This is a genomic window from Fundidesulfovibrio putealis DSM 16056, assembly GCF_000429325.1.
Classification (GTDB): Bacteria; Desulfobacterota; Desulfovibrionia; order Desulfovibrionales; family Desulfovibrionaceae; genus Fundidesulfovibrio; species Fundidesulfovibrio putealis.
Window position 1 is genome coordinate 157,230 of the sequence record NZ_AUBQ01000012.1, and the last position, 15,459, is coordinate 172,688.

The window sequence follows — 15,459 nt, forward strand, 5'->3', positions numbered from 1 at the left end:
ATTTCCTGCGCCTTGCCATCGAGTTCATTGAACAGGCTGCAAGAGTCGACTTTCAAGGCGGGCTGTCAGCTCCACTTGTCCGCGCCGCTGGCCTTCTTGATGGGCTCGGCCAGGTTCTTGGTCAGCGCCAGCCAGGACTTCTTCACCTTTTCCTTACCGATGCGCTTGGTGATCCGGTCAAAGGCGCGGGCGGCGTTGTCCAGGGCGGGTTTGGGGGCGATCGCTCCGGTCATGCAGGCGTGCACCTGCTTGTCCAGGGCGTCCTGGTACTCGAAGCCGCCGGGCAGGCAGAAGTCGGGCACGGTGTTGACCATGTTGTCGTACAGGGTTTGCAGGTAGGGGACCGTGTAGGTGTCGATCAGCCGCTGGGTGGGCTTGAGCATGTGGTTGATGCGGTAGGGGTCCGAGTAGCCGCCCAGGTACGGGATGGCGTCCGCCGAGATGGTGGGGGAGGTCATCCACTGGGAGTAGGCGTATGCCAGCTCCGGGTTGGCGGAGTACTTGGACACCGCGTAGCCGTAGCCCCAGCAGAACATGCCCGCGTAGAGCTTGGTGCCGTCCTTCAGGGTGTCGGCGGGCATCACGGTGGCGGCGATCTTGCCTGAGGTGGCGGGTCCGGTGGAGGGGGCCTTGGAGTACTTGTAGCCGGAGGGCCACACGATGTTCATGAAGCCTTCGCCGCGACCGAAAGCGTTGTAGTTGGAGGACCAGGTGAAGCTGAAGGCGTCCGGGTGCAGGTACTTGTTCATCGCCAGCATGTCTTCCAGCGCGGCGACGCCCTCGTCGGAGTTGAAGGTGGGGTTCATGTCCTGGTCGAAGTACAGGCGTCCCTTGGACACCAGGCGCTGCATGAACATCCACTTCACGTAATACGGGGAGCGGTACTCCAGGCTGCCGTAGAACTTGTTGGCCGGGTCGTGCATGAACTGCGCGAGGTTGTAGTATTCCTTCCAGGTATTGGGCACGGCCAGGGGGTAGCCGTACTTGTCGGCGAAGGCCTTGGCCTTGTCGGGATTCTTCAGATAGTCGTCGCGGCACAAGAGGGTGATCTGGTCGCCGTCGTTCAAGAGGCCAGCGACGCGTCCGTTGTAAAGCTGCGCGTGGTGGCTGGCCGGGAAGACCACGCCCCACTCCTTGTCGAAGAGGTCGGGCTGGTATTTCTCGGTCCACTCGGTGAGGTCATAGATCACGCCCGAGTCGATCCAGTCGGGGTAGGACATGGCCGTGGGCATCATGACGTCGTAGCGGCCGGTCTTGGCCACGGCTTCCTGCATGCCCTTGGTGTGGATGACCTCGTCCGGCTCCTCGATGAACTCCAGGGTGATGCCCAGCTCGTTCTTCCACTTGTCGGCGTAGGGGGTCATGTTGCCGATGGAGCCGGTGGGGATCAAGAGGGTCAGGGACTTCTTGGTGGCCTTGGCGGCGGCGATCTTGGCCAGCTCCCAGGCGCGCTCCTCGGGGCCGCCGATGGCCGCAAAGGCCTTGACCGCGCCCAGGGGCGACAGGCTCACCGCGTTGGCCACGAAGGCCGTGACGCCAAGGGCCGTCATCTTGCTCAAAAAGCTCCTGCGGCTCATGCCGCCCGCGTCGAACTTGTTGAGCACCACATCGATTTCAGGATTTGTCTTTGCCACGTCACACCTCTCGAAAGGAAGTTATGTAACACTGTTGCAAACAATGAAGCCCTGGCCTGTTGTTCCTGTACCGGGAAGCTCTCCGCTGACGGAATGCGCTCACTGGCCTCGCCGCACATAACGCATTTGCCCTAAACAAGAATCTTTCCTGCGATCACAACGCGAAAGAACCATTTTCATAGCGTAACAATCCCGCTCATTCTCTTCACAACGGCAACGCTACAGACTGCACCGCTGATACTCGTTCTCGCACGGGTTGCCCGCGCACACGTCGAACCAGCCCGCCGCAGGGTCCATCACGATCCCGAAGACCGTATGGAAAGCGGTCTTCTCGTCCTCTCCGGGGAACCCGTGGGCGCAGATGCAGCGGGGATGGTTGGTGTGGTCGCGACTCAAGTCTTTCAGCAGTTCCGGGGTCAGAGCGCCCCGGTGCTTCTTGAGGAAGCCGTCCGCCACCTGTTTGCGCACCATGGACCCACCGTGGGAGAGCCAGCCGGGCGTTTCGAAGCGGCGCATGAACTGGCCCACGTAGTGGTTGGTGTGGGCCACGGCCCCGTCGATATCCAGCAGCTGGTAGTAGGTGGCCGAGGTCTCGGCGCAGAAGGCTACGCCTGATCCGGCCAGCTGGTAGGTGATGCCCGTGGCGCGCGGGGAAAAGATCACCGCGCCCAGGGCGTCGCCAATGCGCTCGGCGGCCAGGGCCTTGCGCATGACGAAGGGATAGATCACGCCGGGGCGTGCGTCCGTGGCCGCTACCTTGTTGATCACGGCCCCCACTCCGGCGGCGTTCAGGCCGTTCAGGCCCAGGATGCCCGCGAAGGTGAGCACCAGCATGGCCGGGCCTCTCTCCGGGGTGATGCGCAGCACGCACAGGAAGCGCTCGTAGTACTTCTCCATGTCGTAGGTCTGGCCGATGTAGGCCCGACCGTCCGCGCTGGCCGAGCGCGTGATGTTGAAGGTGGTGCACCCCCACAGGGCGTCGGGCAGGGCTTTTCCACCCAGGCCCGGAGCGCGCAGGTCTTCAAGCTCCAGGAAGCAGTTCAGGTAGACGATGTCCTCGAAGGGCACGCCCGCTCCGGCGGCAATGCCGCGCATTTCATCAAGAAGGTCCATGGAGAATTTTTCCAGGAAGCCCTGGTTGCGCATGCAAAACGAAATCAGGGAGTGGCGCTCCGCCTTCAGGAAGGTGTTGTTGGCCTGATGCACGGCAGTAACGGAGGCCACGAACTCCGTGATGAGGTCCTTCATGGCCTTGCCGTGCGCAAGTCCGATCTCGTAAGGCGACCCTGAGAGGTCCAGGACAGGTATGGAAGAAGGCATTCGTATCTCCATGAATCTCAAACATGTCTGTTCTTGGGGGGGAGGGGCGCGGCGTGCCCTCCCCCCTACCGGTACAGGCAGGCAGAACTAGATAAGCTCCATGTAGTAGTCCCATTCCCAGGGATCGACCCGGTTGTTGAAGGCCGGGGTGCCGTAGTCCTCGAACCGGCTCTTGGCGTTCTCCACCTCGAAGCGCTTCACGGCCAGGACCAGCTTGACGAACTCCGGGTCCAGCACGGCGTGCAGGGCGGTGTCTTTTTCAAATTCGTCCACAGCCTCTTCCAGGCTGAAGGGCAGCTTGGGCACGTCGTCACGCAGGTAGGCGATGTCCGTGATGGGCGCGGGCAACTCGGGCGACGACTGGATGCCCTCAAGCCCGGCGGCCAGGGTGCTGAGCGCCAGCAGATAGGGGTTGGTGCCGCCGCAGGCCAGGCGGTTCTCGAAATGGGTGCTCTGCCCCCGGCATCCCTTCAGGCGCACGCCGATGGTGCGGTTCTCCATGCCCCAGGTGGCGCTGTGGGGCGCGAAGGAGTTTATGCGGTAGCGCTTGTAGCAGTTGATGGTGGGCGCGGTGAACACGGTGTTGGCCCTGGCGTGTTTGAGCACGCCAGCGAGGAATTTCTTGGCCAGATCCGTCAGGCCGTATTCGGCGCTGGGGTCGTCAAAGACGTTCCTGCCGGTCTTCTTGTCGATCAGGCTGACGTGGAAGTGCGATCCGGAGCCGCTGGAATCGATGAAGGGCTTGGTCATCCAGGTGGCCAGGTAGCCGTGCTGGAGGGCGATCTCCTTGGTGCCGTTCTTGAACAGGAAGGCCGTGTCTGCGGCGGCGAGGCCGTCCTTGTAGTAGAGGTTCAGCTCCTGCTGGCCGGGACCGTGTTCGGAGTTCTGGGTGATGATGCGCACCCCGGCCTGATCCATCTTGCGCATCAGGTCGTAGGTGAAGTTGATGTCGAAGTTGTTCTTCAGGGTCACGAAGATGGGCTGGCCCGTGTAGGCGGGCTCCCTGGTCTTGGCGTCGAGGACGTAGAACTCGAACTCGTAGCCCAGGCGGCAGACGTACCCCATCTTGTCGAATTCGTTTATTATCTTCTTCAGCAGCAGGCGGGGCGAGGCCATGGCCGGGGAGCCGTCGTACCAGTAGGGGTCCACGGTGATGTTGGCCGTGTTGGGAACCCAGGGCAGCACCGTGAAGGTGGAGAGGTCAGGTACGGTGCAGTGGTCGGCGTAGGCCACCTCTTCGGCGTACCCGGTGCCGCTCGGGACCATGGACTGAATGTCCAGGCCCAGCAGGCCGCCGTAGAAGTTCAAGCCGTTGTCCACGTAATCCATGAAACAGCCCACGGGGACGGTTTTGCTCCGGGAAACGCCGTACAGGTCGGCCTGTTCGAAGCGGATGAACTGGATGTCGTGGTCGCGGATCGTTTTCTTGATGATATCGATCTGACTGGACTTATTCTGGAGCATGGTCATACGTTTCCCATTCCGTGTTGAATTGGTGGTCCCGGCCCGAGCGCCCTCATGCGGCGTTTTACATTCCCGTAAAATCACGACCACTAATTCAAGGGGCGTGCCAAATGCGCACCCTTCAACACTGCCTATACATTTCAGGATGTTATGTTGATTGCGTGACACAGGCCACGCCAGGGGGGAGGCGCAGAAGGCAAGCTCAACTTCTAAGAAATGAGAAGAATTTTCTCAAACATGATACAACAGCGCCGATTACTAGCATAAACATATAAGATAAAACATTTTATTAAGAATATTTGGCAGTTGATTTCCTGGAGCAGGCGGGCTAGGCAGAAACCAAGGATGACGAAAATGTCAAAAAAAGAACTTCAATCCCCCCTGAACGCCTCCTGCGGCTTCCTCCGGTATGCCGAGAACTGCCCGACCGCCCTGGCCGTGTTCGATGCGTCCGGCACGATGTCCTACGCCAACAAGGCGTTCCGCGAACTTGCCCCCGCAGGCCCAGGGCGCGACCTTTCAGCCAAAGATGCCGGGGAGTCCCTCGCCTCGTTGCGCGCCGCCCTCTCGGAGGGGGCTCACCGTGTCCGGAAGGACGGCCAGGAGCAGAACATCACCGTGGAGGCCAAGACGGGCGGAGTCGCCATTCAGTACGCGTGCAGGTTCATCGCCTCCGGCGCATGCCAGGGCGAGGTCATGGCCGAGGTCCGGGAGCTGACCGCCATGGAAGGCCTGCAACAGGCCCTTGCCGCCGAGCGTGCAGCCCGCCATCAGGCCGAGCTCATGAAGGTGCGGGGGCGCGAGCTGTTCTTCCGCATCATCGAGGACATCCCCATCTACGTATACATGCAGCGGCCCGACTACACCGTGGCCTACTCCAACAAAAAGACCCGCAACCTCTACGGAGAGACGCAGGGACGGCTCTGCTACGAAGTGTTCAGCGGCCGGGACACCCCCTGTCCGTTCTGCCCCACCTTCCGCGTGTTCGAGACCGGCAGCCCCGAAGACTGGGAGTTCACAGACTGCGAGGGCCGCACCTTCCGCGTGCACGACTATCCCTTCGAGGACGAATTCGGCGAACCGCTGGTGGTGGAGCTGGGCATAGACGTCACGGAACTCAAGCGGGTGGAGAAGGAGCTGTTCCAGGCGCAAAAAATGCGCGCCATCGGCGTGCTGGCCGGAGGCATCGCCCACGATCTGAACAACAACCTGCTGCCGATCATCTTCAACATCGACTTCGCACTGGGCAGGGCCGAGGAACAGGAGACCGTCGAGTCGCTGAACGAAGCCCTGCGGGCGGCTTACCGCGCCGCCGACCTCGTGGAGCAGGTGCTGGAATACAGCAGGCAGCAGAACGTCAGCCGCGCGCCGCTGCAACTGGTCCCCCTGGTGAAGGAGAACCTGGAGCTGCTCCAGGTCTCCCTGCCCCCCAACGTGGCCATCGAGGTAGACTTCAGCGCACTCCGGTACTGCATCATGGGCAATCCGGCCCAGATGCAGCAGCTGCTGCTGAACCTCTGCCGCAACGCCGTGCAGGCCATGCCCGACGGTGGGACCCTGAGCGTCGAGGTGGGCTCGGTGTTCGTGGAGTCGCTCAAAAGCGCGCCCTACCCCGGCCTGACCCTTGGCGAATACGTGATCCTGCGCGTGTCGGACACGGGCTTCGGCATCGCCCAGGACAGGCTGGAGCGCATCTTCGAGCCCTTCTACACCACCAAGAAGAGCAGCGGCGGCACAGGCATGGGGCTCGCCGTGGTGCACTCCATCGTCACCAGCATGGGCGGCAGCGTGCACGTGGAAAGCCTGCCCGGCTCCGGGACCAGCTTCACGGCCTACCTTCCCGCATCCGAACCAGTGGAGACCAGGATCGTGGCCCAGCCTCGCCAGACGCGAACCGACGACGGGCACATCCTGCTGGTGGACGACGACAAGAGCGCGCTTCGCGCCATGGCCCGCGTCCTGCGCCACTCGGGATTCCGGGTGACCACTGCCGGGAGCGGCCAGGAGGGGCTCGAGTGCCACCAACAGGCCGAGGGACACTTCGACCTGATCCTCGCGGACCAGTCCATGCCCGACATGGACGGCGTCGAGATGGCCAACCGCATCCTGGACGGCGACGACAAAGCCAAGATCCTCATCTGCACCGGGTTCATCGAACCCGCTCTGGAAAAGCTGGCAAACAAGCCGGGCATCGCGGGATTCGTGCTCAAGCCCATGACCCCGCGCGCGCTGGTGGAGAACGTCAGAAGGCACTGCCGGTAAACGCGCGCCTTCAGCGTTTAATGGCCCAAAAGGGGATTGCCATGGCCAGAATCCTGATCATCGACGACGACGAATCCGTCCGCAACAGCCTGACGCGCTGCTTTGCGGGCAGAGGACACGAGATACTGCTGGCGGCCAGCCTGAGCGCCGGGATGGAGCTGGCCATGACTGGCGTGGACATCATCTATCTGGACCTTGGCCTCCCCGACGGCGACGGCAAGAAGGCCATCGACGACCTGTCCGCCATCGCGCCCTTCCCGGAGATCATCGTCATCACGGGGATGGGCAACAACTACGGCGCGCAGGAAACCATGGCCAGCGGCGCCTGGGACTACATCACCAAACCGGCATCGCCCCACATCGTCAAGGCATCGCTGCAAAGCGCCCTGAACTACCGCAAGGACCGCATCGCCAACCTGAAGATCAAATCAGCGTTCGACGAGTGCGGTATCATCGGCGATTCGCCCTCCATGAAGCGCGCCAAGAGGCTTATCTCGCGCGCAGCGGAAAGCGAAGCCAGCGTGCTGATCCTCGGCGAGACCGGCGTTGGCAAGGAACTGGTGGCCCAGGCCATCCACGCCAACAGCTGCCGCCGGGCAGGCCCGTTCGTGGTGGTGGACTGCTCGAACCTCTCCGAGTCGCTGGTGGAGAGCCTGCTGTACGGACACGCCAAAGGGGCCTTCACCGGGGCGCACACCGACCACAAGGGGCTGGTGGCCAGGGCCAACGGCGGCACGCTGTTCCTGGACGAGGTCGGCGAGCTGCCGCCGTCGCTCCAGAAGTCCTTCCTGCGGGTGTTGCAGGAGCACCGCTTCCGCGCGGTGGGCGCGGCCCAGGAGCAAACCAGCGACTTCCGGCTGGTGGCGGCCACCAACCGCGACCTGGAATCCATGACCCACAGCGGCAACTTCCGCAGCGACCTGCTGTTCCGGCTGCGCACGGTGGAGGTCGCCCTGCCCCCCCTGCGCGACCGCGACAGCGACGTGACGCTGCTGGCGGACCACTTCGTGGCCAGATACTGCGAACGCTACGGGCAGCCCCCCAAGCGCATCTCCCCGCAGCTCGGCAAGGTGCTTGAGGGCTATACCTGGCCGGGCAACGTCCGGGAGCTCGGCAACGTGATGGAGGCGGCTGTGATCGAGGCCGGGGATGACCCTGCGATCTACCCCAAACACCTGCCCCGCAACGTGCGCATGTCCTGTCTGGACACTCCCGATAGAGGGCTTGCGGGAGACAGGGGGGAAAGGACGGCTCCCGACGCGCCGCCGGGGCAACCGCCCGCAGGGCGGGACCCTTCTCCGGAGGCGGCTGGCGTGCGCGCCGTGCCGACCTATGAAGAGTACAAATCCTTGCGTGACACGGCCTATTTCACGCAGCTCATGGCTGCCTGCGACCACGACATCGCCAGGGCCAGCCAGACCTCGGGCCTGAGCGTGCCGAGCATCTACCGACACCTCGGGCTGGCCGGGATACCGACGCGCAGCAAGGCCAAGCGGTGAGGTGTCCGTCCGGGCGGATGCCTTGAGACTTCCTTCAGGTTGGGGGCTCGCCGGGTAGCAGGCTGGTTTTGCTGTTAGATTGGCCGGTGCGGCGTTTGGAGTTGGCGGGTGGAGGAAGGGGTACACGGGATGGCGCGTGACGTATTCCAGGACATGACATATCAGGAGCCATGACACATCAAAAGGCTGGCCCTTGGATGATAAAAAGCTTCTTCTGGACTTTTACCACGAACCGACCCCGGAGATGATAAACGAGTACGGGACGTGGTCGATGGAACGGCGGGCGGCGTGGCTCTTTGAGGGGCTTAAGATGCGAATGCTGCTGCCCAAGGAGATTCGGGATTTGCAGGATCAGTTCCGGCGGGGGGAGCGGTAGTCCTTCACATTGAACAACAAAGCGCCGGGCGGCCACACCGCCCAGCGCTTTATATGGGATTCCAAAGGGGCTTGCCCCTTCGGCCGCCACCTTCCTCCGCCGGTCATGCCTCCTCGTAGGCCTGCCTCAGCAGGGCGATATCCAGCTTTACCATCTTCAGCATGGCCCGCATGACGTTGTCGGCCTTCCTGGCATCTTTGTCCCGTAGCATGACGGGCAGGATCGCGGGAAAGATCTGCCACGACACACCGAATTTGTCCGAGAGCCAGCCGCATTCCATGGGCGCGCCGCCCTCGAGGAGGCGCGTCCAGTAATGATCGATCTCTTCCTGAGTGTCGCAGGGCACGGCGAACGAGATGGCCGGCGTGAACTGAAACTCCGGGCCGCCGTTCAAGGCCGAAAATTCCTGCCCGTTCAGTGTGAACGTGACCATCAGGACGCTGCCTTTCTCGCCCGGACCAGCCTCGCCGTAACGCATGACCTCGCCGAGTTTTGCGTTCTTAAAAACCGAAATATAGAAATTCGCCGCTTCCTCGGCCTTGCCGTCGAACCACAGACACGGGGTGATGGCTTGCATGGTGCCTCCTTTGCGTTGCCCGGGACATCCGCAACCCGGCTCCTTCGGAAATTCTTACCCTCTTAGCCCATGGGGGGAAAAAGGGACAGCCCCAAAACAAAAGCGCCGGGCGGCATAACCGCCCGGCGCTTTTAATATGGGATTCCAAAGGGGCTTGCCCATTTGGCCGCCGGAGGCTTCTCCCCGTCCGGCTTGTCTTTTTACGACTTAGCTTTCGTAATACGACCGCAAATGCTGGCTCCGCACCGGGTGCCTGAGCTTCCGCAAGGCCTTGGCCTCGATCTGCCTGATGCGTTCGCGCGTCACGTTGAACAGCTTGCCGACTTCTTCCAGGGTGTGGTCGCTCTTCTCGCCGATGCCGAAGCGCTTCCTGAGCACCTGTTCTTCCCTGGGGGTCAGGTCCGACAACACCCGGGCGATCTGCTCCATGAGCTTGGTGTTCACCACCTCTTCAGCCGGGGCCAGGGCCTTCTTGTCCTCGATGAAATCTCCCAGGCTCGAATCCTCTTCGTCGCCGATGGGCGTCTCAAGGGAAATGGGCTCCTTGGCGATCTTCAGGACCTTCTTGACCTTCTCCAGCGGATAATCCATGCGCTCGGCGATCTCTTCAGGCGTGGGATCGCGTCCCAGCTCCTGCACCAGATAGCGCGAGGTGCGGATCAGCTTGTTGATGGTCTCGATCATGTGCACGGGAATGCGGATGGTGCGGGCCTGATCCGCGATGGCGCGGGTGATGGCCTGCCTGATCCACCAGGTGGCGTAGGTGGAGAACTTGTAGCCGCGCTGGTACTCGAACTTGTCAACGGCCTTCATCAGGCCGATGTTGCCCTCCTGGATCAGGTCCAGGAACTGAAGGCCACGGTTGGTGTACTTCTTGGCGATGGACACAACCAGACGCAGGTTGGCGCGGATGAGCTCCTGCTTGGCGCGGGCGGCGGCGTTGTTGCCGCGCTTGATGCGCCAGAGCACCTCTTCCAGGTCGTGCACGTGATGGCAGCACTTGTCCTGGAGGCGGTGGAGGATTTCCATCTTGGCCAGGATCATCTCCTTGAAGGAGAAGACCTCTTCCACGGTCATGCCCAGGCCCTCGGCGGCCACCATGGGGTTGATCTCGCGGGCTTCGAGCTGCTTGAACAGCCCCTGGATCTCCACCTGGGTCTTGCCGGTGGAGAGGATGTAGGCGGAAAGGTCGCGCTGGCAGTTGTGCATCTGGCGCACGTAGTCCTCGACGGTCTCAATGACGCGGTCGATGAGGGTCTTCTCCAGCTTGATGTCGCGCAGGCGGTTGACCACCTCTTCCTTGAAGGCCATGATCTCTTTCTGCACGCCGGCCACGCGGCGTTCCAGGCAGGCGCAGGAGTCGAGCTTGTGGTAGACCTTGCGGCGCTTCTTGAAGATGCCCTTGAGTTCGTCCAGGAGGTAGATGACCCGTGAGCGCTGGTTCATCTCGTCCTCGGAGGGGTCGTCCTCCTCGATGGTCTTGACCACGTCCTTCAGCTTGATGCGGCCAAGCTTCAGATCCTCGCCCACCTGGATGAGCTCCTCCAGGGCGACGGGAACCTCCACCAGGGCGAAGAGCACGTCCAGCTCGCCGTTCTCGATCTTCTTGGCGATGGTCACTTCGCCGTCGCGGTCCAGGAGCGGCACCGCGCCCATCTCGCGAAGATACATGCGCACCGGATCGGTGGAGCGCGCGGAGTAGTCCAGCGCGTCCTCGGTCTCGGTGAGTTCAAGGCCAGCCTCTTCGGGGGCTTCCTCACCCTCGGCGGGCATGACCTCGATCTTGCGCATCTCCTTTTCGGAATCCACGATGGCGATGTCCATGGAATCGAAAATGGAGATTACTTCCTCGATCTGCTCCGGATTGGTGGACAACTCCGTGGGCAAGGCCTTGTTGACTTCCTCGAAGGTGAGAAAGCCCTTTTCCTTGCCCTTGGCGATGAGGGTTTTGATCTGCTGAATGTCTTTGATATTGCTCACTGATTCCTCCCCACAAGCTCGCTTAACGCCTGGGATAGCCGGGTGACTTCGGCGGAGTCGCCCGCGTCCTGCGCCACGCGCATGGCCTCTATGAGTTCACGCTTGCGTCCATCGGCCCGCTCGCGGCTCGCATGGGCCGTTATGTCTTCCCACCAGCCTTTTGCCTCCTCTTCGGAGAGAGGCTCCTTGCTGGCGCATTGTCCCCAGAAGCTCTTCTGGCGCTCGTCCAGGTAGGGCAGCACGTCGTACTGGCCGAACTGGGCGAGAAGACGCCAAAAAGCCCTGGCCCGATCCGTGGCCAGGGTCTCAAAAACCCCTATCCGCTCCAATTCCGGGATATAGCCCGGACAGCGGATGGCAAATTCCAGCACCTGTGCGTCCTTCTTGGCTTCGGCGCTCAGAGGCTGCGCCTTGCCGGACGCCCTGCCCCCAGCCTGCGATCCGGACCGGGCATCGGTCCGGGACGCGGCGCGCGTGGCGTTCAGGTTGCGCAGTTCATGCTCCCCAAGGCCGAGCCCGTGGGCCAGCCGGGTCAGCATGGCGGCCTTGACCCCGTCGGAGTCCAGGCCGTCCAGAAATTCAAAGGCCCACTCCACCAGCTCCTTGGGGGAGCGCGTGCGCCTTATGGTGGACAGGCAGAAATCAAGCCCTTCGCGGGCCGCGTCCAGGCAGGCCTGGAACGCCGGTGCGCCGCCGGACTTGAGCACGCTGTCCGCGTCCTCGCCTTGCGGCAGGAGCACCACCCGGCACTCCGCGCCCTGCGACAGCAGCATCTGGGCGCTTCGAAGCGCGGCCTTCTCGCCAGCCGGGTCGCCGTCGAACACCAGGGTGATCTGACGGGTGAAGCCGGTCAGGCGCTTGACCTGATGCGGCGTCAGCGCCGTGCCCAGCACACCCACGGCTTCGGTGAAGCCGTGCTGGTGCAGGGCGATAACGTCCAGGTAGCCCTCGGTGATGAGCGCCCGCCCGGCCCGCGCCAGGTTGGCCCTGGCCTGATGCAGGCCGAAAAGATGGTCGCCCTTCTTGTAGACCACCGAATCGGCGCTGTTCAGATACTTGGGCTCGCCCTCGCCCATCACGCGCCCGCCAAAGGCCACGACCTTGCCGGACACCTCGTGAATGGGGAACATCAGCCTGTCGCGGAAGCGGTCCCACACGTTGCCGTTGTCGCCCCTGACCATGAGCCCGGCGGCCACGGCGTCCTGGGATTTGAACCCCTTGCGTTGCAGATGCTGCGCCAGCCCGTGAAAATCGTTCAGTGAGTACCCCAGCTGGAAGCGCTCGGCCATCTCCTGGGACACGCCCCGACGCTCCAGGTATTCGCGCGCAAGCTCGCCTTGGGGGCCACGAAGATTGTCGCGGTAGTGGTCCCTGGCGTGGGCGTGCATGTCGCTGGCCGCCTGGCGCTGCTTTCGCCGCATTTCCTCCTGGGGATCCGGTTTGAATTCGGCCAGGGCGATACCCGCCTCACGAGCCAATTGCTCCAAACCCTCACGGAAGTCCAGGCCGTTGATACGGCAGTAAAAGTCTATCACATCACCGGACGCCTGGCAGCCGAAGCAATAGAAGACGCCCTTGTCCGGGTTGACGCTAAACGATGCGGTTTTCTCGTTGTGAAACGGACACAATCCCACGAGACGCGACCCGGCGGGCCGAAGCGCGAGGTAGCGCTTGACCACATCGGCAATATTCATCCGGGACTTGAGGGCCTGAATGGCCCTGGGATCGCTCTTCATGATCCGCCAGTGTTGGGGTTGCGCTCAAGCTAAGTCCGTTTTCGCCGGGGGCAACCCCCCGGAAGCATTATTTCAGTTCCACCATGGTCATTCCGTCGCCGCCGCGATCCTCGGCGGCCACGGCGAACGACGCCACGGCGGGGAAGTCCTTGAGGAAGGCGTGCACCTCGCGCCGAAGCGCACCGGTGCCGCGCCCGTGGACGATCTCCAGGCTGCTGACGCCGCGCAGGATGGCCTTGTCCAGAAAGCTGGAGAGGTCCGCGACGGCCTCCTCGGCGCGCATGCCGCGAATGTCCAGCACCAGCGTCGGCCCAGTGGAAGGCTTGCCCTCTTCGCCTGACGGAGCCGTGCCGGACAGCTGCGCTGCGGCCTTGGCCTTCTTGCCGGACACGGGAGGCGGGGCAGACGCAGCCTGCTGGCCGGAGCCATGGACCGGGGTCACGTCCTCGAAAGCGGCCCAGAGGCTGACGCCCCCCATGTCCACCTTGAGGGCGCGGCGCTTGTCGTCCTTTTCGCGCACGGTCCCTGATTTGTCCCACCCCTTCAGGCGCACCTGGTCGCCGGGCTTGGAGTCCTCCCATGACCAGGACGGGGCGGAAGCCCCCTGGGTTTCACCCGCGCCGAGCTTTTCCACGGCCTTGCGGGTTTCGGCCAGTTCCTTCATGGCCTGCTTGCGCCCGATTTTCTCGGTCTCGGCCTGGCGCAGCAGGGTGCGGGCCTGGGCGCGCAACTCGTCCAGAAGGACCTTGCGCTCCTTCTCAAAATTTTCCGCCAGCTTGCGGCGCTTCTCTTCCAGCTTGAGGCGCTCGCGGCCCAAAGCCTGAATCTCCAGCTCGCGCTCCAGGGCCAGCTCGTTCAGCCGCTCGAAGAGCTTGGCCGAATCCTCGCCGCCAAGCAGCAGGTACTTCTGGGCCTGATCCAGCACTCCCTCGTCCAGGCCGCAGTCGCGCGCCACGTCCAGGGCCACGGACGCGCCCACCTGGTCGTAGGCCAGCACGTACAGGGGCTTCTTGCTGCGCGGGTCGAAGAGCATGGACGCCGAGCGCACGCCCGGCTTGGTGAGCCCGTAGGCCTTGAGCGCGGGAAAGTGCGTGGCCGCAGCCACGAAAGCGCCCTTTTCCAAAAGCTTGTCCACCACTGCCTGGGCCAGGGCCGCGCCCTGCGAGGGATCGGTGCCCGCGCCGAACTCGTCCAGCAGCACAAGCGAGTCCGGGCCAAGGTCCGGCCAGGAGCGGCTCAGGTGGCTGATCTGCGCGGTGAAGGTGGAGAGATGGTCTTCCAGGCTCTGTTCGTCGCCCATGAACACCGAGACGTCCGTCCAGAACGGCAGGCGGCTTCCCTCTTTCACGGGGATCGGCAGGCCGGAAAGGGCCATGACGGCGTTCAGGCCCAGAGTCTTCAGGCACACGGTCTTGCCTGCGGCGTTGGCTCCGCTGATGATGAGCGCGCGCTGGTCGGGCTTCAGGAGAATATCCACAGGGCGGGCCTTGCCCGGCTCGGACAGGGCCAGCAGGGGATGGCGCGCCGCGAAAAGTTCCACGGAGCCCTCGCCGCCCACGGACGGCACCTGCCCGTCCAGCAGGCCGGATAGCGCGGCCTTGGCCAGCAGCACGTCGATGTCCACGGACAGGGTGTACACTCCGTGCAGCTCGTCTTCCTCGGCGCGGCACAGGCCCGTGAGGAACTGGAGGACCTTCAGCTCCTCCTCGCGCTCCTCGCGCTTGAGCTCCTGGAGGCGGTTGTTGACCTCCACCAGGAACAACGGCTCCACGTAGCAGGTCTCGCCGGTCTGGGAGTAGTCGTGCAGGATGCCCTGGATGCGCCCCTTGAAGTTGGTCTTCACGGGCAGCACGTAGCGGTCCGAGGAGATGGTCATGTAGTCGTCCTGCAGGAACAGGGCGAGCCCCTCCTTGGAGACGAAGTCCTTGACCTGGGTGGTGCAGCGTTGATGGATGCGCCTGATCTCCTGGCGCACGGAGAAGAGCTCGGGGCTCGATTCGTCGCGCAGGCCGCCGTCCTTGGAGAGGCAGCGTTTCAGCGCGGGGTGCAGGCGCTGGGGCCAGACGCAGGAGAGCACCGTGTCGGCCAGGGTGGGCCAGCGCAAAGGCTCGCGGGAGGATTCGAAGTGGTCGCGAAGAATCCTGGCTGCGTCCAGCACCTCGCGCACGGCCCACAGGCCGTCGGCGTCCAGGGTGCGGTGCGCCTGGGAAAGATACTGGAAGACGCCGTCCAGGGCGGGAAAGGCCTGGACGCGAAGGCCGGTTTCCACTGCGCAGGCCAGGCCCTGGCGCAGCAGCTCCTGGGCGGCAGACAGCGCGGCAGGGCTCTCCATGGGGGACAGCGCAAGGCAGGCCTCGGCTCCGGGTTCGCTCACGGCGAGCCGGGACAGGTGGGCCAGGACTTTGGGAAATTCGAGCTGAACGAGGGCGCGGGAATGCATGGGAATCGCCTACTCTACAGAATCTGATGGAAATGCAGACTCTGGGATGGAATGGACCGACACAAAATGCAAAGGGCTTGTCGGCCCGGCAGTGACAGCGATACTCATGTGACGGCCCCGCAATGATCGTGGCCCCGGCGGTGCGTGCGGCATGCGACGCGTCCAGCCAGG

At 63.4% G+C, this 15,459-nt stretch carries 10 protein-coding genes; 3 read left to right on the top strand and 7 right to left on the bottom strand.

Features of this window, described 5'->3' with window-relative positions; genetic code table 11:
- Positions 1-65: 65 nt before the first annotated feature.
- From G453_RS0109560 to G453_RS0109570, 3 genes are all read right to left on the bottom strand, one after another.
- On the bottom strand, positions 66-1,634 hold the full coding sequence (locus tag G453_RS0109560) for an ABC transporter substrate-binding protein (protein WP_027190888.1): 1,569 nt from the start codon (positions 1,632-1,634) through the stop codon (positions 66-68).
- 219 nt (positions 1,635-1,853) lie between these two features.
- Positions 1,854-2,954 (bottom strand): acyl-CoA--6-aminopenicillanic acid acyl-transferase, encoded by a 1,101-nt coding sequence (locus G453_RS0109565; protein ID WP_027190889.1) that lies wholly within the window; start codon positions 2,952-2,954, stop codon positions 1,854-1,856.
- Between the two features lie 87 nt (positions 2,955-3,041).
- Positions 3,042-4,418 (bottom strand): glutamine synthetase family protein, encoded by a 1,377-nt coding sequence (locus G453_RS0109570; RefSeq protein WP_027190890.1) that lies wholly within the window; start codon positions 4,416-4,418, stop codon positions 3,042-3,044.
- 354 nt (positions 4,419-4,772) lie between these two features.
- On the opposite strand from G453_RS0109570, the gene G453_RS0109575 reads away from it, so the two are divergent.
- From G453_RS0109575 to G453_RS0109585, 3 genes are all read left to right on the top strand, one after another.
- A complete protein-coding gene (locus tag G453_RS0109575; protein WP_235731734.1) occupies positions 4,773-6,680 on the top strand; it encodes a hybrid sensor histidine kinase/response regulator in 1,908 nt (635 codons plus the stop codon).
- Positions 6,681-6,721: 41 nt separating this feature from the next.
- Positions 6,722-8,179, top strand: coding sequence for a sigma-54-dependent transcriptional regulator (locus G453_RS0109580; protein WP_027190892.1), 1,458 nt, complete (start codon positions 6,722-6,724; stop codon positions 8,177-8,179).
- 193 nt (positions 8,180-8,372) lie between these two features.
- Positions 8,373-8,555 carry a hypothetical protein gene (locus G453_RS0109585; RefSeq protein ID WP_027190893.1) on the top strand — a complete coding sequence of 61 codons (183 nt, stop codon included), beginning with the start codon at positions 8,373-8,375 and terminating at the stop codon, positions 8,553-8,555.
- 103 nt (positions 8,556-8,658) lie between these two features.
- Here G453_RS0109585 and G453_RS0109590 read toward each other — a convergent pair whose 3' ends face one another.
- The 4 genes from G453_RS0109590 to G453_RS0109605 form a co-directional block, all read right to left on the bottom strand.
- On the bottom strand, positions 8,659-9,132 hold the full coding sequence (locus tag G453_RS0109590; protein ID WP_027190894.1) for a VOC family protein: 474 nt from the start codon (positions 9,130-9,132) through the stop codon (positions 8,659-8,661).
- Between the two features lie 207 nt (positions 9,133-9,339).
- Positions 9,340-11,112 carry an RNA polymerase sigma factor RpoD gene (rpoD, locus tag G453_RS0109595; RefSeq protein ID WP_027190895.1) on the bottom strand — a complete coding sequence of 591 codons (1,773 nt, stop codon included), beginning with the start codon at positions 11,110-11,112 and terminating at the stop codon, positions 9,340-9,342.
- Positions 11,109-12,848 carry a DNA primase gene (gene dnaG, locus G453_RS0109600; protein ID WP_027190896.1) on the bottom strand — a complete coding sequence of 580 codons (1,740 nt, stop codon included), beginning with the start codon at positions 12,846-12,848 and terminating at the stop codon, positions 11,109-11,111. Before dnaG ends, rpoD begins: the two co-directional genes overlap by 4 nt.
- Positions 12,849-12,915: 67 nt before the next feature.
- Positions 12,916-15,288, bottom strand: coding sequence for an endonuclease MutS2 (locus G453_RS0109605; protein WP_027190897.1), 2,373 nt, complete (start codon positions 15,286-15,288; stop codon positions 12,916-12,918).
- Between the last annotated feature and the right edge of the window lie 171 nt (positions 15,289-15,459).